At 68.5% G+C, this 24559-nt stretch carries 24 protein-coding genes; 13 read left to right on the top strand and 11 right to left on the bottom strand.

Going from position 1 to position 24559, the window contains the following annotated elements:
- Positions 1 to 92: 92 nt before the first annotated feature.
- The gene (locus tag ACFU5K_RS19660; RefSeq protein ID WP_384063168.1) at positions 93 to 929 is read left to right on the top strand and encodes a hypothetical protein; all 837 of its coding nucleotides are present in this window, start codon (positions 93 to 95) and stop codon (positions 927 to 929) included.
- A gap of 69 nt (positions 930 to 998) precedes the next feature.
- On the opposite strand, the gene ACFU5K_RS19665 is transcribed toward ACFU5K_RS19660, so the two are convergent.
- On the bottom strand, positions 999 to 1379 hold the full coding sequence (locus tag ACFU5K_RS19665) for an STAS domain-containing protein (protein ID WP_384063171.1): 381 nt from the start codon (positions 1377 to 1379) through the stop codon (positions 999 to 1001).
- Positions 1380 to 1687: 308 nt separating this feature from the next.
- On the opposite strand from ACFU5K_RS19665, the gene ACFU5K_RS19670 reads away from it, so the two are divergent.
- Positions 1688 to 2179, top strand: coding sequence for a MarR family winged helix-turn-helix transcriptional regulator (locus tag ACFU5K_RS19670; RefSeq protein ID WP_384063174.1), 492 nt, complete (start codon positions 1688 to 1690; stop codon positions 2177 to 2179).
- Between the two features lie 36 nt (positions 2180 to 2215).
- On the opposite strand, the gene ACFU5K_RS19675 is transcribed toward ACFU5K_RS19670, so the two are convergent.
- The gene (locus ACFU5K_RS19675; RefSeq protein ID WP_384063177.1) at positions 2216 to 3403 is read right to left on the bottom strand and encodes a PP2C family protein-serine/threonine phosphatase; all 1188 of its coding nucleotides are present in this window, start codon (positions 3401 to 3403) and stop codon (positions 2216 to 2218) included.
- A 265-nt stretch (positions 3404 to 3668) separates the two neighbouring features.
- Here ACFU5K_RS19675 and ACFU5K_RS19680 point away from each other — a divergent pair, with 265 nt between their 5' ends.
- Positions 3669 to 4553 carry a SigB/SigF/SigG family RNA polymerase sigma factor gene (locus ACFU5K_RS19680; protein ID WP_384063180.1) on the top strand — a complete coding sequence of 295 codons (885 nt, stop codon included), beginning with the start codon at positions 3669 to 3671 and terminating at the stop codon, positions 4551 to 4553.
- Between the two features lie 138 nt (positions 4554 to 4691).
- On the opposite strand, the gene ACFU5K_RS19685 is transcribed toward ACFU5K_RS19680, so the two are convergent.
- Complete coding sequence (locus ACFU5K_RS19685) at positions 4692 to 6971, bottom strand: SpoIIE family protein phosphatase (protein WP_384063183.1); 2280 nt, start codon at positions 6969 to 6971, stop codon at positions 4692 to 4694.
- Between the two features lie 309 nt (positions 6972 to 7280).
- Here ACFU5K_RS19685 and ACFU5K_RS19690 point away from each other — a divergent pair, with 309 nt between their 5' ends.
- The 3 genes from ACFU5K_RS19690 to ACFU5K_RS19700 all read left to right on the top strand — a co-directional run bounded on the left by ACFU5K_RS19690 (position 7281) and on the right by ACFU5K_RS19700 (position 10788).
- On the top strand, positions 7281 to 7739 hold the full coding sequence (locus tag ACFU5K_RS19690; protein ID WP_384063185.1) for a hypothetical protein: 459 nt from the start codon (positions 7281 to 7283) through the stop codon (positions 7737 to 7739).
- 225 nt (positions 7740 to 7964) lie between these two features.
- The gene (nhaA, locus tag ACFU5K_RS19695; protein WP_384063188.1) at positions 7965 to 9845 is read left to right on the top strand and encodes a Na+/H+ antiporter NhaA; all 1881 of its coding nucleotides are present in this window, start codon (positions 7965 to 7967) and stop codon (positions 9843 to 9845) included.
- A 376-nt stretch (positions 9846 to 10221) separates the two neighbouring features.
- Positions 10222 to 10788, top strand: coding sequence for a hypothetical protein (locus ACFU5K_RS19700; RefSeq protein ID WP_384063190.1), 567 nt, complete (start codon positions 10222 to 10224; stop codon positions 10786 to 10788).
- Between the two features lie 14 nt (positions 10789 to 10802).
- Here ACFU5K_RS19700 and ACFU5K_RS19705 read toward each other — a convergent pair whose 3' ends face one another.
- Complete coding sequence (locus ACFU5K_RS19705; RefSeq protein ID WP_384063193.1) at positions 10803 to 11069, bottom strand: hypothetical protein; 267 nt, start codon at positions 11067 to 11069, stop codon at positions 10803 to 10805.
- Positions 11069 to 11299, bottom strand: a complete 231-nt coding sequence (locus tag ACFU5K_RS19710; RefSeq protein WP_384063196.1) for a hypothetical protein — start codon at positions 11297 to 11299, stop codon at positions 11069 to 11071. Before ACFU5K_RS19710 ends, ACFU5K_RS19705 begins: the two co-directional genes overlap by 1 nt.
- A 657-nt stretch (positions 11300 to 11956) precedes the next feature.
- Between ACFU5K_RS19710 and ACFU5K_RS19715 the strand changes: the two genes are divergently transcribed.
- Both ACFU5K_RS19715 and glpK read left to right on the top strand, forming a co-directional pair.
- Positions 11957 to 12802: an MIP/aquaporin family protein gene (locus ACFU5K_RS19715; protein WP_384063198.1), complete on the top strand. Its 846-nt coding sequence runs from the start codon at positions 11957 to 11959 to the stop codon at positions 12800 to 12802.
- Between the two features lie 27 nt (positions 12803 to 12829).
- Positions 12830 to 14347 carry a glycerol kinase GlpK gene (gene glpK / locus ACFU5K_RS19720; RefSeq protein WP_384063201.1) on the top strand — a complete coding sequence of 506 codons (1518 nt, stop codon included), beginning with the start codon at positions 12830 to 12832 and terminating at the stop codon, positions 14345 to 14347.
- A gap of 236 nt (positions 14348 to 14583) precedes the next feature.
- On the opposite strand, the gene ACFU5K_RS19725 is transcribed toward glpK, so the two are convergent.
- Positions 14584 to 15033, bottom strand: a complete 450-nt coding sequence (locus tag ACFU5K_RS19725) for a spore-associated protein (RefSeq protein WP_384063204.1) — start codon at positions 15031 to 15033, stop codon at positions 14584 to 14586.
- Between the two features lie 603 nt (positions 15034 to 15636).
- Between ACFU5K_RS19725 and ACFU5K_RS19730 the strand changes: the two genes are divergently transcribed.
- On the top strand, positions 15637 to 16152 hold the full coding sequence (locus ACFU5K_RS19730) for a hypothetical protein (protein WP_384063206.1): 516 nt from the start codon (positions 15637 to 15639) through the stop codon (positions 16150 to 16152).
- A gap of 388 nt (positions 16153 to 16540) precedes the next feature.
- Positions 16541 to 17431, top strand: coding sequence for an LLM class F420-dependent oxidoreductase (locus ACFU5K_RS19735; RefSeq protein WP_384063209.1), 891 nt, complete (start codon positions 16541 to 16543; stop codon positions 17429 to 17431).
- Between the two features lie 281 nt (positions 17432 to 17712).
- Here ACFU5K_RS19735 and ACFU5K_RS19740 read toward each other — a convergent pair whose 3' ends face one another.
- The 4 genes from ACFU5K_RS19740 to ACFU5K_RS19755 all read right to left on the bottom strand — a co-directional run bounded on the left by ACFU5K_RS19740 (position 17713) and on the right by ACFU5K_RS19755 (position 21304).
- Positions 17713 to 18558: a GNAT family N-acetyltransferase gene (locus ACFU5K_RS19740; protein ID WP_384063211.1), complete on the bottom strand. Its 846-nt coding sequence runs from the start codon at positions 18556 to 18558 to the stop codon at positions 17713 to 17715.
- 274 nt (positions 18559 to 18832) lie between these two features.
- Positions 18833 to 19198: a DUF4440 domain-containing protein gene (locus tag ACFU5K_RS19745; RefSeq protein ID WP_384063213.1), complete on the bottom strand. Its 366-nt coding sequence runs from the start codon at positions 19196 to 19198 to the stop codon at positions 18833 to 18835.
- Positions 19199 to 19316: 118 nt separating this feature from the next.
- Positions 19317 to 19937, bottom strand: coding sequence for a GNAT family N-acetyltransferase (locus tag ACFU5K_RS19750; RefSeq protein ID WP_384063216.1), 621 nt, complete (start codon positions 19935 to 19937; stop codon positions 19317 to 19319).
- A gap of 110 nt (positions 19938 to 20047) precedes the next feature.
- On the bottom strand, positions 20048 to 21304 hold the full coding sequence (locus ACFU5K_RS19755) for an amidohydrolase (RefSeq protein ID WP_384063219.1): 1257 nt from the start codon (positions 21302 to 21304) through the stop codon (positions 20048 to 20050).
- A 224-nt stretch (positions 21305 to 21528) separates the two neighbouring features.
- Here ACFU5K_RS19755 and ACFU5K_RS19760 point away from each other — a divergent pair, with 224 nt between their 5' ends.
- The 3 genes from ACFU5K_RS19760 (at position 21529) to ACFU5K_RS19770 (ending at position 23024) form a co-directional block, all read left to right on the top strand.
- Positions 21529 to 21777: a hypothetical protein gene (locus ACFU5K_RS19760; RefSeq protein ID WP_384063222.1), complete on the top strand. Its 249-nt coding sequence runs from the start codon at positions 21529 to 21531 to the stop codon at positions 21775 to 21777.
- 235 nt (positions 21778 to 22012) lie between these two features.
- The gene (locus ACFU5K_RS19765) at positions 22013 to 22711 is read left to right on the top strand and encodes a hypothetical protein (protein ID WP_384063224.1); all 699 of its coding nucleotides are present in this window, start codon (positions 22013 to 22015) and stop codon (positions 22709 to 22711) included.
- Positions 22712 to 22853: 142 nt separating this feature from the next.
- Positions 22854 to 23024 (top strand): hypothetical protein, encoded by a 171-nt coding sequence (locus tag ACFU5K_RS19770; protein WP_384063227.1) that lies wholly within the window; start codon positions 22854 to 22856, stop codon positions 23022 to 23024.
- 157 nt (positions 23025 to 23181) lie between these two features.
- Here the strand turns inward: ACFU5K_RS19770 and ACFU5K_RS19775 are convergent, their stop codons facing one another.
- On the bottom strand, positions 23182 to 24255 hold the full coding sequence (locus ACFU5K_RS19775; RefSeq protein ID WP_384063229.1) for a glycerophosphodiester phosphodiesterase family protein: 1074 nt from the start codon (positions 24253 to 24255) through the stop codon (positions 23182 to 23184).
- Positions 24256 to 24559 lie beyond the last annotated feature (304 nt).

Here is a 24559-nt window from a genome sequence, read left to right on the forward strand (position 1 = left end):
GGACCAGCACGCGAGGAGCGGCGAAGGGCCGTGACGTCAGGCGCGCGATGGATGTCCACGCCGGTGCGCCGAGGGCCGGTTAGGGTCGCAGCGTGAGCCGAACCGAGGAGATCGCCGAGGGCGCGGGCCCGTTCACGACCCGGCTGACCTGGCGGCTCACGGACGGCGGCACCGCCGTCTGGGAGTCGCGGCGGGCGCGCAAGCGCGGGCTGCTCGGCGTGCGGGCCGCCGGTGAGCACGAAGCGCGTTCCCGGACGGCCGACAGCATGTCGGTCCGCCGCCTCCGCAGGCTGAACGCCGTCGCCGCGAGCGCTTTCACGGTCGGTGGGGGCTTCTTCGCCTTCGGCGCCGGGGTGGCCCAGTTCGGCCCGGGTGACGCGACGGGTGCCTGGATCTACTTCGTAGGGGGCTTGTGCTTCAACACGGGCGGCTACGCCTCTCTGCTCCAGTCGGTCAACGCCCCGCGCAAGGTCAGCGGAACCGCGGGGCTCACCTCGCAGAGCTGGAGATGGTGGAGCTACGAGCCCTCGCGCATCGACTGGCTGAGCACCTTCGTGCTGTTGGTGGGAACGCTGGTCTTCGGTGTCGACCTGGTGAGTTCCCTGCTGCAGGGTCTTTCCGTGCAGCAGGTGGACAGGCTGGTCTGGGCGCCGGACGTGGTCGGGTGCGTCCTGTTCCTCGTATCGGGCCACCTCGCGCTGGTCGAGGTCTGCCACGGACGCCCGCGCGCCCTCCCCGGCGAACTCGGCTGGTGGATCGTCGCGGTCAACCAGCTCGGGTCCGTCCTCTTCTTCGTCTCGGCACTGGCCGCGTTCACCCGTCCCGCCACGGGAAGCCTCGTGAACGTCGACATCGCTGATTGGGGCACGCTCGCCGGGGCGCTCTGCTTCTCCGTCGCAGGGGTGCTCCAGGCCTTCGAGCACCCCTGACCTCACGGCGCACCTGCCGGCCCGGGTTACCTCCCGGAGGGCGCAGGGTGGGAGCCAGGAGGGATTCCGTCAGGCAGTTCCGTGCCCGCCGGGCGTCACGATGCCTTCCAGGGCCTCGGCCGCGGTGGGAAGGACCGGCATCAGGACGCCCACCCCCGTGACGTCCAGCAGCCTCGTGACGTGGGGCGGGGTCGCCACCAGCGACAGGGAGCCGTGCCGGTCCTTCGCATAGCGCAGAATGCCGATCATCGTGTTGAGGCCGGAGGAGTCGCAGAACTCCACGGGCGCCATATCCAGCACGATGTGTGGTCTCCCCTGCCTGATCAGCTCCATGGCCTTGGTCCGCAGAGCGGGCGCGCTGTCCACGTCGATCTCCCCGGTCACGGTGAGCACTGCGACGGAGTCCGCCGGATGCCGGACGGTGAGGACGAGGTTCGGGCTGTGCGTCATGGGTGTCAGTACTCCAGGCGGGGGAAGGGTAACCGTCGCGGCAGGAGCGGCGGTGACCGCCGAAGATCACGCATCGGATATCGACTGCTGAACCCTACTCCATGGCAACTGTTGTCATAGGGAAACATACCGGGGTTCCCCGGGACCACGGAACCCGCTGCGGACGGGGGTACGATGTCTGGGGCCACGCGCGTGTCCCGGAACCTTTTCCTGGCTTTCCATACGAGCGCGTAGAATTCCCGGCTCGCTTGCCCGGTCCGGTGGCCAGACGGACGAGTGAGGCGTAGCCGGATCGGAGTGTCATCACCATGGGCCTGAACCCCGAACCCGACCAGCGGTCCTGGGAAGCGGCCCGCGCGGGTTCCGAATTCGTCGAACTCCTGGAAGTCCTGTGGGAACACGGTCGCGAGGCCGTGCCCACGGGCCCGGTCTCCCCTTCCCAGCTGCGGGTGCTCTACATCCTGGACCGGGAGGAGGGCATCAATCTGCGGATGCTCGCCGAGGCCCTCGGTTCGGCATCGCCCTCGGTCAGCAGGCTGTGCGACCGGCTGCAGGCCACGGGTTTCGTGGAGCGCGCCCCCAGCCCGGTGAGCCGTCGGGAGCTGGAGCTGCGCCTCACCGGCCACGGCAAGGCGTACCTCGTCGACCTGCGGATGCGCAGGGAAGAGGTGCTGATGTCCAAGATCGATGCCATGCCGGCCAAGTCACGGCGCGCACTACTGGAAGGCCTCAGGGCCTTCCGTAACGCGGCCGCGGCGCAGGACAGCAGCGGCGCGAGACCCTTGCGGTCGACCGGATGAACACCGGCCGCCCAACCCGGCCCCAGTAGCCGCAGGTCAGGCAGAACCATTGCCGGATGAGGACTGCCTGCCGAACCAGTCCATGCAGACGACCAGGGCATCGTCGTCCAGTGGTGCGTCGCCTCGGTAGGAGCGCAGATCACGGAGCACCGCGAGCGGTACCTGCTCCGAGGGCAGCAGGCGGTGCGCGGACAGCGAGCGCGCGAGGGCGCGTTCCCCGTAGCGCTCACCAGCCAGCGAGGCGCTGTCGTACACCCCGTCGCTGCCGATCAGCAGCCGGTCGCCCGGTTCGACCCGCAGGCGCTCCGTCACGTACTCCGTCTCCTCGAACATGCCGAGCGGAAGCTGCGCGTCGAATCCGAGCGACTCGACGGTCCGCTCCCTCAGCCGCCACATACGGGGTGATCCGGCGTCCACGGCTTCGACCTCGCCCGTCGCCAGGTCGAAGCGCAGCAGCAGGACGGCTGCGTGCAGCGCGCCCCGGTACTCGGCGTAGACGGCCTGGTCGGCGAGGCTCGCCTGGCCGGCGAGGTCCAGGCCGGCGCGCCGGGCGTTGCGCAGTGCGTTGACGACGAGATTGGTCAGCAGGGCTGCCTCCATCCCCTTACCCATGCCGTTGCTGACGGTGAGAGTGAGGTGGTGGGCCGACACGGACCAGTCGAAGTTGTCGCCGAAGATCGCGTAGGCCGGTTCCAGATGGGCGCCGAGCGAGAATTCGGGCCGTGTCACGGAGCGGCCGGGGAGCAGTTGCCACTGCATCTCCGCGGCAAGGGTCAGCCGGGTGGCGCGGCGCGCGAGGAGGTAGAGGTCGGTGTCCCGTTCGGCGACGAGGATCTCGTGACCCAGCGCCTCACCGATCTGCTGCATCTCCGCGAGGTCGTCCTGGGTGCAGCCGCCCTCCGACATCGTGACGGTGAGGACGCCCAGACGGTCACCGCGCACGGTCACCGGAAGGTGCGCGGTGACGGGGTCATGCGCGGCCCGGGGCTCCACATACGGTTCCTGGGCGCCGAAGGCACGCCCCTGCGGGCTGTCGTGCACGTGCACGGGTTCGGCGATCGGCGCCTCGGAGACCACCTGGAGTGTGGTCATCCCGTAGTCGGCGAGCCGCAACTCGGTACTCTGCACGTCGTAGTGCTCCCGCAGAGCCGCCGTGACGACGTCGGCGAGGAGATGGGGGGCGGCCTTGCGCAGCTCCCGCTCGACGGCAGCGAATCTGTCCACGTGATCCTGTTTCTCGTCGTGCTGCGCCGAACCCCGGTTCGCCTTTGGGCCCCGGCCTCGGCCTCCAGCGTACGGGGCCTGTCCCGATCCAGCGCGGCACGCCCGCAGGGTCGCACCGATGGACGGCGCTGCTCATCCTACGATGTCCTGAGACAACAGTTTCCACGCAGCAAGAAAAATTGCGTCATCTCACGCATGGGCGTCCCGTGGCAGGGCAGGGGCTCGAAACGAAGCGCTCTCGGCACGAGCAAGGGTGGGAACAAAAATGATCGCTGAACAGACCGCTGGAACCATACCGACTGACGGTATGTCGACCTCGGAGCCGTCGCCCCAGCGCGTCGGTGGGCTGCCCTGGATCGAGGACGCGGGCAAGGTCGCCCCGAAGGACGCACGCGCTCTTTCGACCCTGTTCTTCGAGCAGCTGCGAGTCCTGGAAGAGGGGACGAGGGAGTACCAGTACGCGCGCAACACCCTCATCGAGATGAACATCTCGCTGGTGCGGTTCGCCGCGCGTCGCTTCCGCAACCGGGGCAGCGGTGACATGGAGGACATCACGCAGGTCGGAACCATCGGCCTCATCAAGGCCATTGACCGGTTCGAGCTGTCCCGGGAGGTGGAGTTCACCACGTTTGCCGTCCCTTACATCGTGGGCGAGATCAAGCGCTTCTTCCGTGACACGACCTGGGCCGTCCATGTCCCCCGGCGTCTTCAGGAACTGCGCGTGGAGCTGGCGAAGGCCAAGGACGAACTCGCCACCCGGATGGACCGTGACCCCACGGCCAAGGAGCTGGCGGCCTTCCTGGACCTCACCGAGGACGAGGTCATCGAGGGCATCATCGCGTCGAACGGCTACACCGCCGGCTCCCTGGACCTGCCGACCGACACCGGCGAGACCACGGGCACGGGATCCCGGACCTTCGCCGACATCCTGGGCGAGCCGGACTCAGCCATGGAGACGGTGGAGAACCTGCACGCTCTGGCCCCTCTCCTCGAGCAGCTCGACGACCGCGAGCGCCGCATCATCGAGATGCGCTTCGGCCAGGAGATGACGCAGTCGCAGATCGGAGCCGAACTGGACGTCTCCCAGATGCACGTCTCCCGCCTCCTCACCCGCACGCTCGCCAAGCTCCGCTCCGGAATGCTGGCCTGACCACCCCGCGCCCTCGGATTCCCGGCCGGCCCGGGGGTCGGGTCACCGCCGGGTGAATGTGCCGCGCGGCAGCTCGACCGACCGGTGAAGCTGCCGCGCGGCAATGTCATGTCCGCGCAGCCCGCCGACAGCGCGCGGCTACGCGGCGGCCTCCTCGTCGAGAGACTCCTCGACCCAGATGACCTTTCCGTGAGGTGTGTAGCGGGTCCCCCATCGCCGGGGCAGAGCGGCGACGATCATCAGGCCTCGCCCGTCCTCGTCCTGAACACGGGCGTGACGCAGGTGCGGTGCGGTGGACGCTTCGTCCGAGATCTCGATCGTCAGGGACCGGTCGCGTATCAGGCGTACCGTCGGGTTGCCGCTGGCGTGACGGATCACGTTGGTCACCAGTTCACTCACGACCATCTCGGCGGTGAACACATGCGCTTCGAGGCCCCACGCCTCCAACTGCTGGCCGACCCTTTCTCTGAGGTCCCCGACGGCAGCGGGGTCCCGGCTGCCCGTCCAGGTGGCCACCCGGTCGTCGGGCAGCCGGTGGGTGTGTACGGCGAGGATGGCGCCGCCGTCTGCCGCCTGTCGGCCGAGGAGGGACTGGACGATGCTGTCACAGGTGGCCTTGGGATCGTGACCGGCGCACGCTGCGGCCCTTCGGAGTTCGGCCATGCGATCCTCCCCGCGCCCGCCCGGCTCCAGGATCGACTCGGAGTACAAGGTGAGCATGCTCTCGGGGGCGACGGCGAGGCTGCCCGCTTCGTAGCCCGTGCCCTGCCCGAGCGGCGCACCCACAGGCACGTCCACCGTGGTCACCTCACCCGTCACGGAGGTGACGAGTGGGGAGGGCCAGCCGGCCGAGGCGACGGTGAGTTCACCGCCCACGGGGTCGTAGACCGCGTACAGACACCGAGGGGCGTCCACCGGTGAGGGCCACGGGGCCTGGCTGCCGGGGAGTATCCGGCCGGTGACGTCGTCCAGATGGGCCAGGAGCTCGTCGGGAGGGAGTTCGAGTGCGGCGAGTGTGCCGAGGGCCGTCCGGAAGCGCCCCATGGTCACCGACGCGTCCAGGCCCTGTTGCGGGACCTGGCCGATGGCGAGACCGACGCGTGCCGCGGACAGGGCGATGACGTCGAACCAGACGGTGTGTCGCGCACCCGGCGTGTAGAAGTGGGCCGTGTTCACGGCGGACAGGTCGGGGAACGTCGCGGGAAGCAGCTTACGTTGCAGGGTGACGGCTGTGGTGTGTTCCCTCGTGTAGCGGCGCGCGTTCTCGATGTGGATGCACGCGGTCGCACTCACCTGCTCGGCGAGTTCCACGTCGTGCGGGTCGAACGGCACGGGGTGGCGTGGCCCCCGGTAGAAGCTGGCCAGTCCCAGAACCCGCCCGTGGAACGACAGGGGCAGAACGATCATCGAGTGGATCCGCGCTTCGTTCAGGGCACCGGTGCGCACGGCGTCGTGCATCAGCCAGTCGGAGGGCGAGGTGTCGGGTGCCAGCAGCCGCGGTGTGAGGTCGGCCATCGCCTGTGTGTACGGCGTGGGAGATGTGAAGTAGCTCATCTCCCCCACGGCGTAGACGGCTCGCAGGTTGCCCGGGGCCTCGAAGGCGGCTCGTCTCAGGGCGATGTCGGAGCCGACCGGCGGCGCCGGCGCGTCCGCCCCCTGCAGCACGGTGTCGATGAGGTCGACCGACACCGCGTCGGCGAAGTCCTCGGTGGCTACCGCGGCGATCTCACGCGAGGTCCGCATCGCGTCCAGTGTGGTGCCGATCGTCTCGTGCGCGCGCGCGAGGAGATGTGCTGCGGCCTGGGCACGGTCCTGATCGGTGACATCGTGGATCACGGAGCCGGCGCCGATGGTCCGCCGGTCGTCCCTCAGCCGGAACGCGGTGACCGCGAAGACTCTCGACCGTCCTCGCCCGTCGTGGCCGTACACCTTCCCCCGTACGGCCGGGTCGCCGCCGTCGAGGACCTGCTGCAGGAAGTCCGCCATCGGAAGCCGTGAACCGAGGTCCGCCACCCGGTGCCCGAGCACCTGGTCCGCGGTCCGTCCGCGCATGGCGAGGGCCGCGGAGTTGCTGCGTACGACACGTGACTCGGCGTCGTACAGTTCCAGTCCGGCGGTGGACTGCCCGAACGCCGAGAACTCGAAGGCTGCTTCCAGTTGCGCCGCGTCGCGACTGGGCGCGACACGCCTCACGGTGACGAGTGTCTGCGCGCCGTCACGGCTGGCGTCGAGCAACAGGGCCACCGGTGCCGGAGGTTCACTGCCGTCGGCGGGCTGGTCCAGGAGGGCGCGAAGCACCTGCCCCGCGGTCCTGCCCACGGTGTCCGCCGCCGAGAGCGACGGATACCTTCTCGCACCGTCGCGCCATTCGGAGACGTTCCCGTCGTCGTCCAGAGTGAATGAAGTGTCGTGTGCCATCACCGGGGCCTCCTCGCACAGCCCTCGGCCGCTGATGGGTATCCGCCTTCCGGCTGTGCGACGTCCCCTCCAGGCTGATGGCTGGGCGCACGGTCGGCAACCGGTCCGCCCCTCCGTCCGGTGCCACCTTCGCGATCCGCGCTCACGAATCCCCGTGCTCACGCCTGTGCGCACGGGACGTACCGGCCGCTCCCGCGTCGCCGGTGATGCGGGGCCCCTGCGGGAATGCGACGCTTGCAGTGCGCCCGGGGCGGTGCGGCGCAGGCCGGAGACCGATCGCGCGATGGAAGGATCGCCATGATCCGTTTGATGCGACCTCTCCTTTGCGGGGCGGCAGCCGGAGCGGCCGGGACGACCGCGCTCAACATCGTCAGTTACGCCGACATGGCGATCCGGGGCCGCGCTGCCAGCAACACTCCGGAAGTGACCCTGCGCAGGCTCGCCGACAGGCTCCATCTCCGCATTCCCGGCGAGGGGGCGACGCTGGAGAACCGGATCGCCGGACTCGCGCCCATGACGGGGTTCGCCGCCGGGCTCGGTATGGGGGTCGCCCTGGCCTTGGCCCGCTCCGCCGGATGGCACCCGTCCAGGGCATCCCGGTACGCCGCTGCCTCGATCGGCGCCCTGATCGGGACGAACGGACCGATGACGGTGCTCGGAGTGACCGATCCACGCACGTGGGCGGCTTCGGACTGGGTCTCGGACGTCGTCCCGCACCTCGCCTACGCGTGGGTGACCGTGAGCGTGCTCGACGGCCTGGACCGCTGACAGCGGACCGGTGCGAACGGGGGGCGCCGACCAGGCGGGCCGCGTGCCGGCGTCCGGGTGCGATGTGACGTCCGGCTGAGCTTCTCGTACGACGGGTGTACCCCGGTCGATTTTCCACGTACGCCGGGACTCCCACGGCCGCCTTAATGTCCACCAGGCCACCCAATAGGGGCGAAATGCTACATTCGTCTGCATCACGTCGTGGCGCCTAGTGAGCGGTTGGGTATGACTGACGGGAGCTCCGGCTTCACGCGGCAGACGAAGGTCGGCAACACCTCGCCCTCACCGTTGCGGAGGTTCTTGCGGACGGAGTCCGGCAGCGCGGTGGCCCTCGTGGCGGCGACGCTCGCGGCCCTCGTCTGGGCCAACGTCGCGGCCGCCGGCTACGAGGCGTTCTGGCTGACGGATCTGTCCGTCCGGATCGGCGAGTACGGGATGCGGTTGTCCCTTCGGTCGTGGGTGAACAGCGGACTGATGACGTTCTTCTTCCTCGTCATCGGGCTGGAGGCGCGCCGCGAGTTCGACATGGGGGAACTCCGTGACCGCCGCAGGACCGTCCTGCCGCTGGCGGCCGGCACAGGCGGCATGCTCGTCCCCGTCGCCCTCTATCTCGCCTTCAACGCCGACAGCGGTGCGGCGCAGGGCTGGGGCGCGGCGATGTCGACAGACACCGCCTTCGCCCTGGGCATGCTCGCCATCATCGGGCGCCGCACACCCCCAGGGCTGCGGGTCTTCATCCTCACCATGTCGGTGGTGGACGATTTCCTGGCTCTGGCGGTCATCACCGTCGTCTACAGCGACAGCGTCGACGTGCCCGTGCTCCTCTGCGCCCTCGTCGCGCTGGGCGTGATCCTCCTGTCCTGGCGACTGTGGGTCCAGCGCGGCGTGGTGTACGCGGTCCTGGCCCTGGTCATCTGGATCGTCTTCCTCGAGTCCGGTGTGGAGCCCGTGGTGATCGGCCTCGCCATGGGCCTCGTGACCTGCGCGTATCCGGCGTCGCGCAAGGACCTGGAGCGCGCGACGGGGCTCTTCAGGCTCTTTCGCGAGCAGCCGACGCCCGAACTCGAACGGTCCGTGCGCGCGGGCCTCGCATCAGCCGTCTCCCCGAACGAGCGCCTGCAGACCCTGTTCCACCCCTGGACCAGCTATGTGATCGTTCCCCTCTTCGCCCTGGCCAACGCCGGTATCCACCTCAGCGGCGACGAGTTGGCACGGTCCTTCTCCTCGTCCGTGACCCTCGGCATCCTCGTCGGGTACGTCGTCGGCAAGCCGCTGGGTGTTCTCGGGGCATCGGCGCTGTCCACGGTGCTCAGTCGCGGACGGGTCAGGCCTCCCATCGGCTGGGGGGCCATCCTCGTCGGAGGAACTCTCTCCGGGGTCGGCTTCACGGTGTCCCTCCTCATCGCTGCCCTCGCCTTCGACGGCACGCGGCTCACCGAAGCGAAGATCGGCATCCTGAGTGCGGTGATCTGCGCCTTCCTGGTCAGCCGGCTCGCCACGGGTGTCATCGCCTTGCTCCCCCCTCAGCTGCGGGTGCGGGCCCTGCTCGGCAGGGCCGAGACGATCGTCGACCTCGCCGTACCCGTGGATCCCGAGCGCGACCACGTGCGGGGACCGCAGCACGCGCCGGTGACCGTGGTGGAGTACGGCGACTACGAGTGCCCGTACTGCGGCGAGGCCGAGCCGGTCCTGCGGGAGCTGCTCAGTGACTTCGGGGACGTGCGCTACGTCTGGCGGCACCTCCCTCTGACGGACGTCCACGTGCACGCCCAGCTCGCCGCCGAGGCGGCCGAGGCAGCGGCCTCACAGGGGAGCTACTGGGAGATGCACAGCATGCTGATGGACCACCAGGGTGCCCTCCGTTTCGAGCACCTCATGGGCTACGCCCGGGACATCGGGCTGGACACCGAACGTTTCCAGCGGGACATGCGTGGCCACGTCGGCGCGGCGCACGTGGCCGAGGACGTGGAATCGGCCGACCTCAGCGGCGTGACCGGGACCCCGACCTTCTTCGTCAACGGGCTCCGGCACCAGGGCGCCTACGACATCGACAGCCTGTCCACCGCCGTGCGTGTCGCGAGGGCACGGGCGACGGTGCTGCGCTGATAGGGCGGCAGCCGCCCGGCGCCCGTCCTCGCGTGCGGAACCCCCGCTACGCCTCGACCACCGGACGGCCCTGAACGCGGCCACGTGCTCCGCGGCCCAGCGGTCGAGCCTACGCGCCGGGGGTCCGGCCACTTTCTCGACGGTGTCGACGACGGTACGCCCCACACCTCCGAAGTGTCCGCGTGCCGATGCGCGCGAGGGTTCACCCTCCGGCCCGGCCCTCCGCAAGGAATGCCGGACGGGGGCCCCGGTCATGCCTCGATGTACGCGACGACGACAGGCCTTATCTCGGGTGAGAGCACTGTTCTGGCAGGTCAAGCGCTTGCGCAGTCGTGAGGCACGTTGGTCACGCTGATGGCCTTCGTGTAATGGCCCGATGCAGTTCCTCGCCCAAGTGTTCTTGGCCGACCTCGGGGATGGGATTGAGGACCGGGGAGTCCTCGTCTTGTTTGCATGCCAGAACGCCCCAGGTATGTGCGGCGATTGGGAGCCGGACTCCGGCGGGAACCAGGCCTTGCTCTTTCCGACGGATGGCCTTGAGCCACTGCCCCACCCCGAAGGCGGTGTCGATGAGGCACTGCTTCTGCTCGGTTCCGTTCGGGCGGTCAGCTTGGTGCATGTGGACGAGCCCGACTACGACCAGGCCAGCGAGGAGTGGGCAGCAGGAAACGACCGCCCCGCGTCCTCCGTACTCGGCCAGCTCGGGGGTAGCCCCGCCTGGGTTCAGGGCGACGAGACCCCGTCCTGCGCGTCGTGCGCCACTCCTATGCCACTAGTCGTCCAGCTTGAGGAAGGTCCGGACCACAGCACCGCCATGAACTTCGGCGGCTGCGGCGGCGCCTATGCCCTCCCGCAACCTGCACTGCCGACACTGCCTGGATGCTCACAGGATCAGCACGCTGTGCCTCACAACCAGCAGATATCTCACAGTCACACGGACTGATGAGCCCATGTGCCTCACACAACAAGGGCAAGATCAGGACCGCAGATAACCACTGTGCGGAGCGCTGTGACGAAGTACAGGACCCGGACCTCTTCGATCTCGTCGGCGTACTGGCGCAGGGGCGGCTCGGCACCGCTACCGGGGATGGGTTCGCCGATGTCCGGGTCGACGCTGATGACAACGAGGGTGCGGTCCAGAGCGTGGACCGCACCCTCTGAGAGCTCCTCGAGTTGCTTGGCCGCCGAGTCGCTGAACGCGATGCGGGCCCGCCTGGAGGCCATCAGGCCACCGCGGGACGCCGGGCGGCGAGGTGGGCGAGGCGCGCGTCGCGGAGGTCCTCCCACGGTGTGCACTCGTCGACGGCCGGCAGCCCGTTGTTCGCGATGTCCTCCAGGACGGCGGCGAGGCGATCGGCATCGGCGCGGGTCTTAGCCGCGTAGGCCCGGACCGCGTCGGCCGCCGAGGGCTCCAACTGCGCGCGGACCGCGTCGGGGACGGGCTGTTCGCTCATCGAGGGCTCCTGGCGTGTGTACGGCGTCCCCGTCACGGTAGCGCCGGGGTCCGGGCCCGGTCCCCCGTACGCACGAACCGGTGAACACCGTCCTGCCCCAGGCGCTTTGACATACGGCCGGGGCCCTTCGAACGCTCCTCCTGCCGACGCCCTGACCCTCCGCGGAGTGGCCCCGGTCTCGCCTGCCGGGACCGCACCGGCGTCCGCCTGGTCCGCACCTCACTCGACCGGCTCGACTGACCGCGGGGCTCGACGCTCCTGCCCGACCGTCGCGAGTCGTTCACCGGTGTCGTCGGCGCGGCGAGCGGCCTGGCGATCCGCGACGCCGTCACCCAGATGCCGGACGTCACGGCATGGGGCCGGAAGAGGATGCCGGGCGGCGACGCATAGGGGGTGCCCGCAGCCGCAGGCTCTCTCACCCGAGCGGGGCAGCGCGCCGACCGGTACGCCACGGCCGATTCCTCACGCGTCGCCGCCGCCGGTCACCGGATCCGCCGACGTCCACGACGTCCAAGGCGGTTCGGCGTCGTGACGCGTTCGACGCACCTGAACCTGACGAACAGTTCGTCCTGATATGCGGTCTTCTGTGAGTCGACTTAGCCTACTGACACTGCTCACAAATCAACGGCCGGTTCAGCCGGCGGAGGGCGAGCTTCCATGGCTGAGCGAGTGAAGAAACACGGACTGGTCGGCGAACTGTCGGCCGAGTTCGCGGGCACCATGATCCTCATCCTCTTCGGGTGCGGTGTGGTGGCCCAGGTGGTGGCGGGCGGCGCCCTGACGGATCCGCCCGGCGGGCTCGGGAACCACGACAGCATCTCCTGGGCATGGGGACTGGGTGTCACCCTGGGTGTCTACGTCGCGGCGCGGCTGAGCGGAGCTCATATCAATCCCGCTGTGACGATCGCCCTCGCGACGTTCAGGGGGTTCCCCTGGAAGAAGGTGGCTCCTTACGCACTGGCCCAGACGGCCGGCGCCTTCGTAGCCGCCCTCATCGTCCGCTGGAACTACACCGAGGCACTGGCGACGGCCGACCCCGGACACACCGAGAAGACGCAGATCGTCTTCTCCACGCTGCCCGCCAACGGCAACACCGCTCTGCCGGTGCACGAGTGGGGCGCGTTCCGCGACCAGGTCATCGGCACGGCCATCCTGCTGCTTCTGGTCATGGCCCTCACGGACATGCTGAACACACCGCCCGGCGCGAACCTGGCCCCGTTCGTCATCGGCCTGGTCGTGGTGGCGATCGGCATGGCCTGGGGAACCAACGCGGGATACGCGATCAACCCCGCCCGTGACTTCGGTCCCCGGCTCGCGAGCTTCATCACCGGCTACAGCGGAGCCTGGCGGGACCAGTACGGAAATCTCTACTTCTGGGTTCCCATCGCGGGGCCGGTGGTCGGCGCGCTGCTCGGCGGAGGTCTGTACAAGGCCTTCATCGGCCGGTTCCTGCCGACCGCAGAACCCGAGCCGCCGGGACGCGTCCCGGCACCACAGGACTGACGGCTCCGGCCCGAGAGGCGGCACATCATGGCGGACTTCATCGGCGCGGTGGACCAAGGGACCACCAGCACCCGATTCATGATCTTCGACCACGGCGGCAACGAGGTCGGCAAGCACCAACTGGAGCACGCCCAGATCCTCCCGCGTTCAGGCTGGGTGGAACACGATCCTGTGGAAATCTGGGAACGCACCAACTCGGTGATGCAGAACGCGATGCGGCACAGCGGTCTGTCACCGAGCGACCTGGCGGCCATCGGGATCACCAACCAGCGCGAGACGACGGTGGTCTGGGACCCTCGGAACGGGCGTCCCTACTACAACGCCATCGTGTGGCAGGACACACGTACGGACGTCATCGCGGCGAACCTCGAACGCTCCGGCAAGGGCGACATCATCCGCCGCAAGGCCGGCCTCCCGCCGGCGACCTACTTCTCCGGCGGGAAGATCCAGTGGATTCTGGAGAACGTCGACGGTGTGCGCGAGGCGGCCGAAGCGGGCCATGCCATCTTCGGCAACACCGACGCCTGGGTGCTGTGGAACCTGACCGGAGGTCCCGACGGCGGCATCCACGCCACCGACGTGACCAACGCGAGCCGCACCATGCTGATGAACCTGGAGACCCTCGACTGGGACGATGAGCTCCTCGGATTCTTCGACATTCCCCGGGCGATGCTCCCCAAGATCAACCCGTCGTCACACGCCGAAGCGTACGGTTCGACCCGCACCTCCCGGCCGCTGAGGGCCGCCATTCCCATCGGCGGAGTCCTCGGAGACCAGCAGGCCGCTACCGTCGGCCAGGTCTGCTTCTCGCCGGGCGAGGCCAAGAACACCTACGGGACCGGCAACTTCCTGGTCCTGAACACGGGCACCGAGCTGGTCCGCTCCCAGCACGGCCTCCTCACCACGGTGGCGTACCAGTTCGGCGACAGCCCGGTGGTGTACGCCCTGGAGGGCTCCATCGCCGTGACCGGGTCCGCGGTGCAATGGCTGCGCGACCAGATGAAGATCATCAAGACTGCCCCCGAGAGCGAGGTACTGGCCCGGACCGTCGAGGACAACGGCGGCATGTACTTCGTGCCCGCGTTCTCGGGCCTGTTCGCACCGTACTGGCGCTCCGACGCCCGAGGGGCGATCGTCGGCCTGGCCAGGTACAACGACAACGCGCACCTGGCACGTGCGACGCTGGAAGCCATCTGCTACCAGAGCCGCGACGTCGTCGAGGCCATGGAGCAGGACTCCGGTGTCCATCTCGACGTACTCAAGGTCGACGGCGGCGTCACGGCCAACGACCTCTGCATGCAGATCCAGTCCGACGTGCTCGGCGTCCCGGTCAGCCGTCCCGTCGTGGCGGAGACGACCGCGCTGGGCGCCGCCTACGCGGCCGGGCTGGCGACCGGGTTCTGGCAGAACACCGATGAACTGCGCACACACTGGGCCGAGTCCAAGCGATGGTCCCCCGAGTGGTCCGAGGAGCAACGCGCGGACGGGTACGCGGGCTGGAAGAAGGCCGTGGAGCGCACCCTCGACTGGGTGAAGGTTCCCTGACCGTGCTTTGACCCCTTCGGTTCCGCCGGCGCCTGGCGCGGGCGGCCCGGGACAGTGACGGTCCGGTCGGCATCAACTGATGCCGACCGGAACGTCTTTGGCGTTGACGGGCGCGGGCACACCGGCCTTCGGCCCACGGACCGCCTTCCGGCGGGTGGATCCGCTGATCGGATCCCGGAAGGCGGCACGGGAACACGCGGCCGGTGCCTGTCCGGATCAGCCGGTCGCCGTCCGGATCAGCGGACCTCGACGGTCCGGCGCTCCTTCAGGGAGGCGCAGTTGGAGTTCTCCACCGACACGTACACGTTGGCGATGCTGCCGCCCCAGCTCACGCAGTAGCCTTTGCCGTAGACGCGGGCGGGGCCGGCGTACGACGTGTAGTTCCCGTCGTCCCCGTCGTACTCGTCGGTGGCGGGAACGTAGATGTACGTCGACATGGCCTTGACCGTGCCCGGGCTGGTCCGGATGGTCGTGACGCAGTTCCTGCCGTTCGTGGAGTTGTACGTCAGGTAGACGGTCCCCAGCGAACCGACGGGCACAGAGTTGACGGTCTTGTAGGCACTGCCGCAGACACCCTGCGGCGTGACGTTGGGTGCGGCGGAGGCGGTCGCACTGAACGCGGTCGTGGCCCCCAGCACCAGTGCGGTCACCGCTCCAGCAGTCGCGATATTGCGCCTGATTCCCATTATTTCCCCCTTGTGTCCCTGAGAGCTGTTTGCTCCTGCCTGATGTGACCCGCGAAGGGCACGGATGGTTGTGCGGCGTCAACTCCCAGGTGTCGGACAACCGCGACGGGCCTGGATGCGGAGGGAGCCGGCCTCGCCCGGCTCCGCTGCACCGTCCGGGCTCCGGGGCGGCCGTCCGGGCACCGGTGATCCGCCGCGTGGATCTCACGCCATTCGGACACCGAACTCCCACCACAACCACACCTGCGCCTTTGGCTGAATCCAATACCCCTGTCATCCCCGATGACCCGAAAGCGATGAGGCCCGTACCTCAATGGCGAAACGTCCAATCGAGGCAGGCAAATCGGTGGGCGAACCGTGTGGAGGGCGCGGTGCAAGACCAGCCTCGTGTTCGAGTCGGTCACACTTTGCGCAAAAGAATGACTACGTGACCTCGTCAGGGTGAGTAGCATCAGCGGCCACACACTTTGAAGCTCAGCCAACGACGAGGATCACATGGCCAAAATTTCTCCACCAGCCGGCATCAGCGCGGACTACGCACAGCGAATCGCCGACGATCTGTCAGCGAACCGAAGCGAACAGGAGCGAGTGCGCACTGAACTGATGAGTCTTCAGGAACAACTCGTTCACCTCGAATCCGGTGAGCAGGTCCTGATCAAGATGCAGGCAGTGCTGGAAAGCACGGCGGAACCGTCCGCCCCGGCCGCCGACAGCCGCGCGACCGTCTCGGTTCCTCCCGCCCGCCGGGCCAGGAGCAAGTCGGCGCCCCGGAAGCGGGCAGGGGAGTCCACATCGGAGACGGCGAAACCGAAGTCTGCCGCCGTGAAGAAGGACAGCGCGCCCAAAAGCGCCGGCGAGCCCACATGGCGTGAGCTGGTCGGTAAGTACCTGTCGAGCCAGCGGGAACCGAAGTCCTCGGCCGAGGTCGCCGCCGCTCTGACGGAAGACCAGCCGAAGCGCGGAGTACAGGTCGCGGTAGTACGCAACACCCTGGAACAAGGCGTCGCCCAGGGCCTGCTGGAGCGCCACAAACAGGGGCGCTCCGTCTTCTACAGCGTCGTCGCAGCAGGCGCCTCCGCCGGTGTCGCTCCCGAATCAGCCGAGGCACTCGCACGCTAGTCGACGTGGCCTCGAAACTGTCGGCTCGCCCTGTCGACGGGCGGTAGAGCGACGCAGCCGACGTTCCGGACGCCCTGTCACCGCGCTGCTCCTCGAGCGCATGGCGCTCAGGGCGTCCGCCGGCGCCGCGACGAAGAGCGTGACGTCACCACCACTCGCGCATGACACCCCTCGCACACCGTGACGACCGATCCCGGCCCTGAAGCATCGGTGGCCGGGATCGGGTGTGTCCGGAGGCGTACACAGCCACTCCCCCACCCCAGTGGACGGCGATGTCACTGGACACTGTGTCGGAGCCGTCCTTCACACTCACAGAAGTCCTGTCACCCGTTCGGATGGACTCCGTCCGGTCCGGGAATAGCAGGGACAGAGGGCTGTTGATCACACCATGACTTCTGAGACGCGCACGGAATTCGGCCGGGTCGGCATCTGGAGCAGCGCCCTGCACGGGTCACGGGCCGACGACTCGGGCAGGAGGGCGATCGCGGAAGCGGTCGCCGAGCTCGAAGACCTGGGGTATGGCACTCTGTGGATCGGAGGCAGTCCCTCGCCCGACGACGCCGCCGCCATCGTCTCCGCCACCAGCGAGGTCACGGTGGCCACGGGCATCGTGAGCATCTGGGACCACACGGCCGAAGAGGCGGCGGCGAGTATCGAGGCCCTCGACCCGGCCGAGCGGCGACGGTTCGTCCTCGGCCTCGGCGTGAGCCACGGCCCGATGGTGCCCCAGTACGCGAAGCCGTACAGCGCCATGGTGTCGTACCTCGACGCACTGGACGCGGCCGGCCCGGCGGTCCAGCCCGGACGGCGGGTTCTCGCGGCGCTCGGCCCCAAGATGCTGAAGCTGGCGGCCGACCGCGCACTCGGCGCACACCCGTACCTCGTCACCGCCGACCACACCGCGGAGGCACGCCGGTCCCTGGGCCCCGACGCGTTGCTCGCTCCGGAACTGTCGGTCGTACTCGACACGGACATCGACCGGGCCCGCACCACCGCGCGGAACATGCTGGCGATGTACCTCCAGCTTCCGAACTACACCGACAACCTGCTGCGCCTGGGATTCGCGAAGAGCGACTTCGAGAGCGGCGGGAGCGTCCGTCTGCTCGACGCCCTCTTCGCCCTGGGCGACGCCGAGCAGGTGAAGGCCCGTGCGAGGGAGTACTACGACGCCGGTGCGGACCACATCGCGTTCCAGGTGCTGACCGCCGACGAGGGCGGCTCCGATCTGCCGATGCGCGAATGGCGGCAACTGGCCTCCGTGTTCACCGACGAGTTCTAGGGACCGTACGGCCTGAGTTCCGGGAGCGGACAGGCAGGGGCGCAGCCCCAGCAGCTTGGTGTCGGCTGCGGCGACGGACGCCCCGGGGCGACCGCACGTCGCGCCGGTCGGCTAACACCTGACTGCGGGTGCCTGGGACGCCGCACCGTCGGTCCGTACGATGTGATCGCGACGAGATACGTCCATCGGCGCCGGGGTCTGACGACCGATCAGTACGCCGCCCGTCGTGCGGTGAGCCGAGCTGGTGGCCTGGCGTGCCACCCGGCACCTTGCGTGCCGGGTCAGCCGAGCTCGATCGTCGTCGCGGCGAACATCCCGGCGGTGTCGACGTCCGGGGTGGGCCCGGTGTACATGCGGGCACACTCGAAGGTGGCCTCAAGACCGAGACGCTCCATCAGCTTCATGGAGGCCGGGTTGATGTCCGGCACGTCCAGCGCCACGGGGGCGCCGGGCGTACGGCCGGCGAGTTCCTGGACGAGAGAGGAGGCGATGTCCTGCCCGGAGGCGTAGAGCGGGCCGATGCGGGATCCGACCGCGGCCGGACGCATCACGGCGAATCCCTCGAGGTTCCCGTCTCGCACCGCGGCCAGCGAGGTGTGTGAGCGGTGACCGACCCACTGGGACAGGAACGCCTGCCTGTCCGCGGGGAAGAAACGCCGGTCGTAGTCCGCGAGCAGGTCGAACGGCACGTCGCGTGCGTCCATCAGCCGGACGTCCGCCGCCACCCCGCCACCGGTGGGCACGCCCGCATGGCGCACGTGGGTCCACGCCCGCCGGAAGCCGGACCTTCGGTAGTTCTCCTGCTGTTCCACCACTCCGTCGAGGCCGACGTTCCTGCCTGCGAGATGATCCATCGCGGCACGCCACATCCGGATGCCGTATCCCTGCCCGCGCACCGCGGGGCGGGCGATGTAGAAGCCCAGGAATCCGAAGTCCGATCCGTAGCGAACGGCGGAGACGGATGCGACGGGTTCACCGCCGAGCTGCCCGAGGAAGAAGCCTCGGGGGTCCGCCGAGTGGAGGAGGAGGGCGTCGGAGAGCCCTGGGTTCCATCCCTCGTCCTCCGCCCACTCGGTGAACTTGGACATGCCCGCAACACTTGCTGTGGTCACTTCGAATGACGGCATCGCTTCGCTCCTCGCGAGTGGGTACAGGGCGCAACTGACTCGGGGCCAGGGCGCATCGCCACGCGCACACTCCCGGCGAACAGAGCCTGGAGTCCAGCTTCACAGCCATGAAGCACCCGCGCGCTGTCCGGAACTCGCTCCGTACCGAGGTCGACCCGAACACCACTGTCCCCGGCCGTATTCCGCCCTGCGACCCGGGCGCGCATCGACGTGAGTACGGACCCGAACGGGGTGCACCCACCGACAACGCAGCTTGACCGTACGCGTTCCCGGATCAGCTCGCAAAGGTCCCCTGGTGGAAGTACAGGCGCCAGCCCGTCTCGGTCATCCGCCACAACGAACTGCGCCACGCCCGGCGCCCGTCGTGATCGGTGAAGTACGTCAGGTGGACGACGCCTGGGGCCAGCAAGACCCCTGACATCGAGCTGACCTCTACCGGACTCTGTGGGTTCACCGACCCACCGCTGGTGACGGCGAGAACCGACACGGCGTCCCAACGCCTGCCGGACGCGCCGATCTCGGCGAACTCAGGATCCAGAAGCCGCGTGACGAGGCCCGGAGAGGCCCGTACCACGGGGTCGAGCAGCCGAAGCTCCCCTTCTATCGCCGCCCGAACCGCCTGTTCACCGTCGTCTGCCACGCATACACCCTACGGGCCGATCACACCCTCTTCCAGGCGCCAGGACAGGCGCTGCTGGTAACCGGCAGCGGAATCGCACCTCCGGGATGCAACTCGACTGCAGGAGGATCTTCCAGGGCTAGGCGTCGGCCGTGTCCGATCCGGACATCTGGATCGAACCGTGATGTGAGGTGCCCCGGAGGTCCTCGTGCCTGACAACGGGCCTTTCAACGCAAGCACTTGCGCGATCGACGGCATACACGACCTGTCGGGCCTCCCACTCGACGAAGTTGTGGATCACGCTCATGCCCACGGCTTCGAGCAGGCGACGTGAACGGTGGTTGGCCTCCTGGGTGACCGCCACCACACCCGGCTGCGCGAAGTCGGCGTCGTGGAGTGTCCAGGACACTGCCGCGCCGACCGCCTCCCTGCCGTAACCCCGGCCCCAGTGTGCGGACAGCAGTTGGTACGAGACCTCGGTCCGTCCCTCCCAGCGCGAGCGGGGTTCGACAGACACCTGGCCGAGCACGGCGCGGTCCCTGCTGCGGACGACACTGAAAGCACCGAAATGCCCGACGCACCCCTGTTCGCGAGCCCTGAGCGCCCGCCCGCTCACAGGCCCGCCCAAGTACCGGCGCACATCGGGATCGGTCCACACGCCCGACAGCGTGACTACGTCGGAACGCTCGATCGGACGCAGGAGAAGCCGGTTCGTGACCAGGGAGACCGGCCATCGAGTGGCCGGGAAGGGCATGCGCATGCCGCAGATTATGACAGCCGGGCGACTCTGACGGACCGGCGTACGCAGTTCCGCACCGCAGGCACGCAAGGACCTCGTCCAGGCCAGACATGAGACGGACGGGGGCACCCTCAGACGGCCAGCCAGGCTAGTGAAGCGACCACGAGTGCGCTCACGCCGGTGTCCAGGGTGGGCTGGATGACCGGGGCGAAGTGTGGGCTGTGGTTGACCGGTCCCGGCGAGGCGGCAGGGACGTCCGCCTTGCCATCGCCGTGCAGTTCCGGGTCGGCACCGCCGATGCCCCAGTAGGTGAATGGGACACCGAACGCGTCGGGAATCTTGCTCATGTCCTCGCTGGCGGTCTGGAGGTCGATGGTGTGTGCGTCGGAACCGAAGTACCCGGCGAACACCTCAGCGACGCGCCGGGTCGTATCGGCATCGTTGACCGTGGGCGGAAAAGAGACGATCTTCTCGATCTCGGCGGGCTTCGGCGCCCCGGAAGCCTGGCACTCGGCCGCGACGATGCGTTCGATGGACTGCAGCACGTGGGTGCGCGTGTGGTCGTCGTAGGTCCGGACGTTGACCTGGATGACCGCGCGGTCCGGGATGATGTTGGGGCCGGTTCCGGCGTGGATGCTGCCCACCGTGACCACCACCGGGGTGAGCGCCGCGATCTCCCGGGAGACGATCGTCTGCAGTCGCACGACGATCATCGCGGCCATCACCACGGGATCGACCGCGGTCTGCGGCATGGCACCGTGACCTCCCCGGCCATGGACCGTGATCCGCAGACTGTCCGCGGCGGACATGAAAGATCCTGCCCGGGTACCGACATAACCCGCCGGATAGGGCAGGACGTGCTGGGCGAGTACCACGTCGGGGCGGGGAGCCTTGGTCGTGAGGCCGTCGGCGAGCATCGCGTCGGCCCCGTCGCCCGGTTCCTCGGAGGGCTGGCAGAGCGCCACGAACGTGCCCCTCCAAGCGTCCGTGGACTCGGCGAGCAGGCGCACACAGCCGATGAGTGACGCAATGTGCACGTCGTGCCCGCAGGCGTGCATCACCGGCTGCTCCGTGCCGTCGCGCCCTGTCATCGTCACGGTGGATGCGTAAGGCAGCCCCGTCTCCTCCCTGACGGGCAGGGCGTCCAGGTCGGCCCGGACCATGACGGTCGGACCTTCACCGTTGGTCAGGACCCCCACCACACCCGTGCCGCCGATGCCCTCCACAACCCGGCAACCGAGGCCACGCAGGGCATCGGCCGCCTTTCGCGCCGTGCGGTGCTCCTCCAGCCCGAGTTCAGGGTTTCGGTGGAGGTCCTTGTACAGGTCCTCGATGTCCCCGCGGATGCGGTCGAGGCCTGCCAGCACGGTGCGGGCGCTGTCGGTCATCCTGACTCCCTCTGGTTGCTCACGTCTTGGCTGGTCAGGCCGAACTTACCGGCCACCGGCGGTCAGACGGCCCACCGCGCGCGACACGCCGACGCCGGTGGTCCGGTCCTCCCCCACCGGACCTCAGGTGCCGCGAGTCCGCCGAGGCCCAGCACCGCAGCGCGGACCCGGGACGCGGCAGCGACGAAGGGCACGCCGAGTCCACAGCCCAGCGACACGCCCCGATGACCAACGGGTGCGGCGCCCACGTACTCCAGCCGCTGGACGGCGTCGAGAACCGCCTGCCATGCAGGCACGGTACGACGGACCACGAGCGTCTGGAACCGGGCGACAAGCGGAGCCAGCTCTTCGCCAGCTTCCACGCGCACCCGGTTCTCGGTCGCGACCCGGTCGAGTTCTTCGTCCTTCGGCCGGTCACCATGGCCCGGCACGTCGCCCACCACCACCGCGAAGTCGCCCTCGCACCGAAGTGACGGGCCCTCGCAGCGACGTCGGGAGCCTTTTTGTGCTGACCGCCACCGTGTCCCATGAGGATCAGGGGGCGGGTGCCGACGGCACCGCCAGGTGTCCACAGCACACCGGGAACATCCCGGACGGAGAAGCTTTGTTCGAATACGCCGTCGGAGAGAGAATCGGAGATGAAGCGCACGGCGTTCCAGGCCGATAACCATTCGACAGGGCCTGCCGGAGCGGCCATGATCCGCTCTCGTGACGACGCAGAAGCAGCTCCTGGTCCAGACTGCCGCCCGTAACAACGCCGAGTGGTGTGCGGCGATGAGCCGGTCCCACGGGGTGAGCAGCGAGTTCGAGGCACAGCGCTGGTCGGCTCCGACACGGACACCGCTCTACTATCCCGACGCGGTGACCCTCGCACCCAACACCGACCCGGCCGAGGTGACGGAACGCGTCGACACCACCACGCCAGGCGCATCCGTCAAGGACAGCTTCGCCGACCTCGACCTGTCATGCGTCGGCTACCAGATCCTGTTCGAGGCGCAGTGGATACACCGTCCGGCAGGTGGGCCCGTCGGCGTCACCGACCTCGCCCAGGAAGTGGTGAGCAGCCCGGCGGCGCTGCGTGCCTGGGCCGACGCCTGGGACGACGGGGGCGGGAATGCGCATCTCTTCCGTCCTGAACTGCTGGACGACCCCGCCACGTTCGTACTTGCCGGGCAATCGTCCGACGGCCGGCTGACAGCCGGAGCCGTGGCAAGCCTAAGCGAGCAGGCGGTCGGCGTCTCCAACGTCTTCGCACCGGAGGACGACCCGGACGCGGCCTGGCCCTTCGTACTGAACGCGGTGCACAGCCTTTTCCCGGAGCTGCCGTTGGTCGGTTACGAACACGGTGACGCTCTGGCGGCCGCCGTACGTCACGGCTTCGAGCCGGTCGGCCCGCTGCGGATCTAACTGCACGGCTGAGTTCCCTCCTCCAAGGTCCAACACATCGGCCTCCGAACTGCGTTCGGCCGCCTCGAACCGGCCGCAGATACCCAGGTCTGCTTCTCGCGCGCCGGGGCACACGGGTTCCAACCGACAAAGGAGCTACGTCATGCTGGCAATCGCCGCGGCTGTGCTGTTCTTCATCTCCTTCCTGATCAACGCAGCCGACATCACGACCAACGATGTCTTCTCCTCGGTCAACGTGATGCTGATCGGGCTGGCTCTACTGGCTCTCCACGGCGCCGGCATCGGCCATGGTCGCCGCGTCGGCAGACGGTGACGTCCACCTGAGTGACGCCGAGTCGGACAGTCTCCGACGCGACCGCGGGCGGCCCTGCTGGGGCCACGGCGGCCGCACCGGAGACTGTCCGACTCGCGTTCGAGGGACTGGTTGGAGCGGCGTCAGGCAGCGGCGCGGTCGGCCGGCCCGTCGCTCGTCAGTGGCGCGGGGCCGGGTATGCCTTGGGCAGACGCATGCCGCGGTCGGCCATGATGTCCCGCACGCGGTTCGGGTAGTCGGTGATGATCCCGTCGATGCCGAGGTCCATGAGCGCCTCGATCGTGGCGGGGTCGTCACACGTCCACGGGATCACCTTGAGTCCTCGACGGTGGGCCTCGGAGACCATCTTCTTGTCCGGGTAGAACCGGAAGTCCGGGTCCGCGACGGTGCCGTTCTGGGGGAAGCCGTAATTCGGGGACAGCGCGGTGACGCCGCTGATCGAAGCAGCCGCCTTCACGAAGTCACCGTCGTAGTCGTCGGCGTCGATACCGCCGAGCCAGGGCGACGCCCCGGGCATGCCCACCTGCAGGAAGTCGTAGTTCGTCAGGGCGACCAGGGGGTAGCGGGGCGCGAGCTTGTGCATCGCCTTCAGTGCCCCCCAGTCGAAGGACTGGATGGTGACCTGCTTCTCGATGCCCGAGTGATGGATCTCCTCGAAGACGCGTCGCACGAACAGGTCGCGGGGGGCGGTCTGCTCGGGCGCTCCGGCCTCCACCTTGGTCTCGATGTTCAGCTTGATGTGCTTCGCGCGGTAGTGCTTGACCAGGTTGAGGACGTCCTTGAGCTCCACCATGCGGAAGCCCTTGATCTGCTCCTGCTCAGGGAATCCGGGCAGCTGCTGATAGCCGCAGTCCATGCTCTTGATCTGCGCGAGTGTCAGGTCCTTGATGTACTTGCGGACGTACGGGTACATGGGATCGCCCGGGGTGACCGGTCCGGTGTCCTGGCACTTCTGGGCACTGATCTGGCGGTCGTGGTTCACGACGACCTTCTGGTCCTTGGTGATCTGCGTGTCCAGCTCCAGGGTGCTGACCCCGAGGCGAATCGCCTTGCCGAAGCCCTCAAGGGACTCCTCGGTGGTCAGCCCGAGGCCGCCACGGTGGGCCTGGAGGTCGAACGAGGCTCTCCGAGGCGAATTGGGGTCGTGGTGGGCCGTGGCCGCTTCGGCAACCGCCGGCGTGGCAAGTGCGGGGAGAAGGGCCAGGACGGTGACTGTGTGCCTCAGGGACATATGTGCCTCGTTACGTTCGAATGACCGGACGTCGGGAAGCCAATCCGGGGACGCCGACCGCGACGTAGACCGGACATGAGGACCACGTGAACGCCCGCGAAACGGTAACTTCCGAGCAGGCCGGGCGCATTGCGGATCACCTATCCGGCGACGACAGCGGACACACCCCTTCATAGGCAGGTACATGCTTGCCTATGACTCCTCCCCGCCCTGAAGGACTCCGTTGGGGAATCCGTGATTCGGGCTTCCTGGCATGGTCATGCAACAAGGTCGAGGCGGGCGAGGTGAGAGAGGCGGGTTGTGC

Origin of the sequence: Streptomyces sp. NPDC057428 (assembly GCF_042803195.1) — a bacterium.
Lineage (GTDB): Bacteria > Actinomycetota > Actinomycetes > Streptomycetales > Streptomycetaceae > Streptomyces.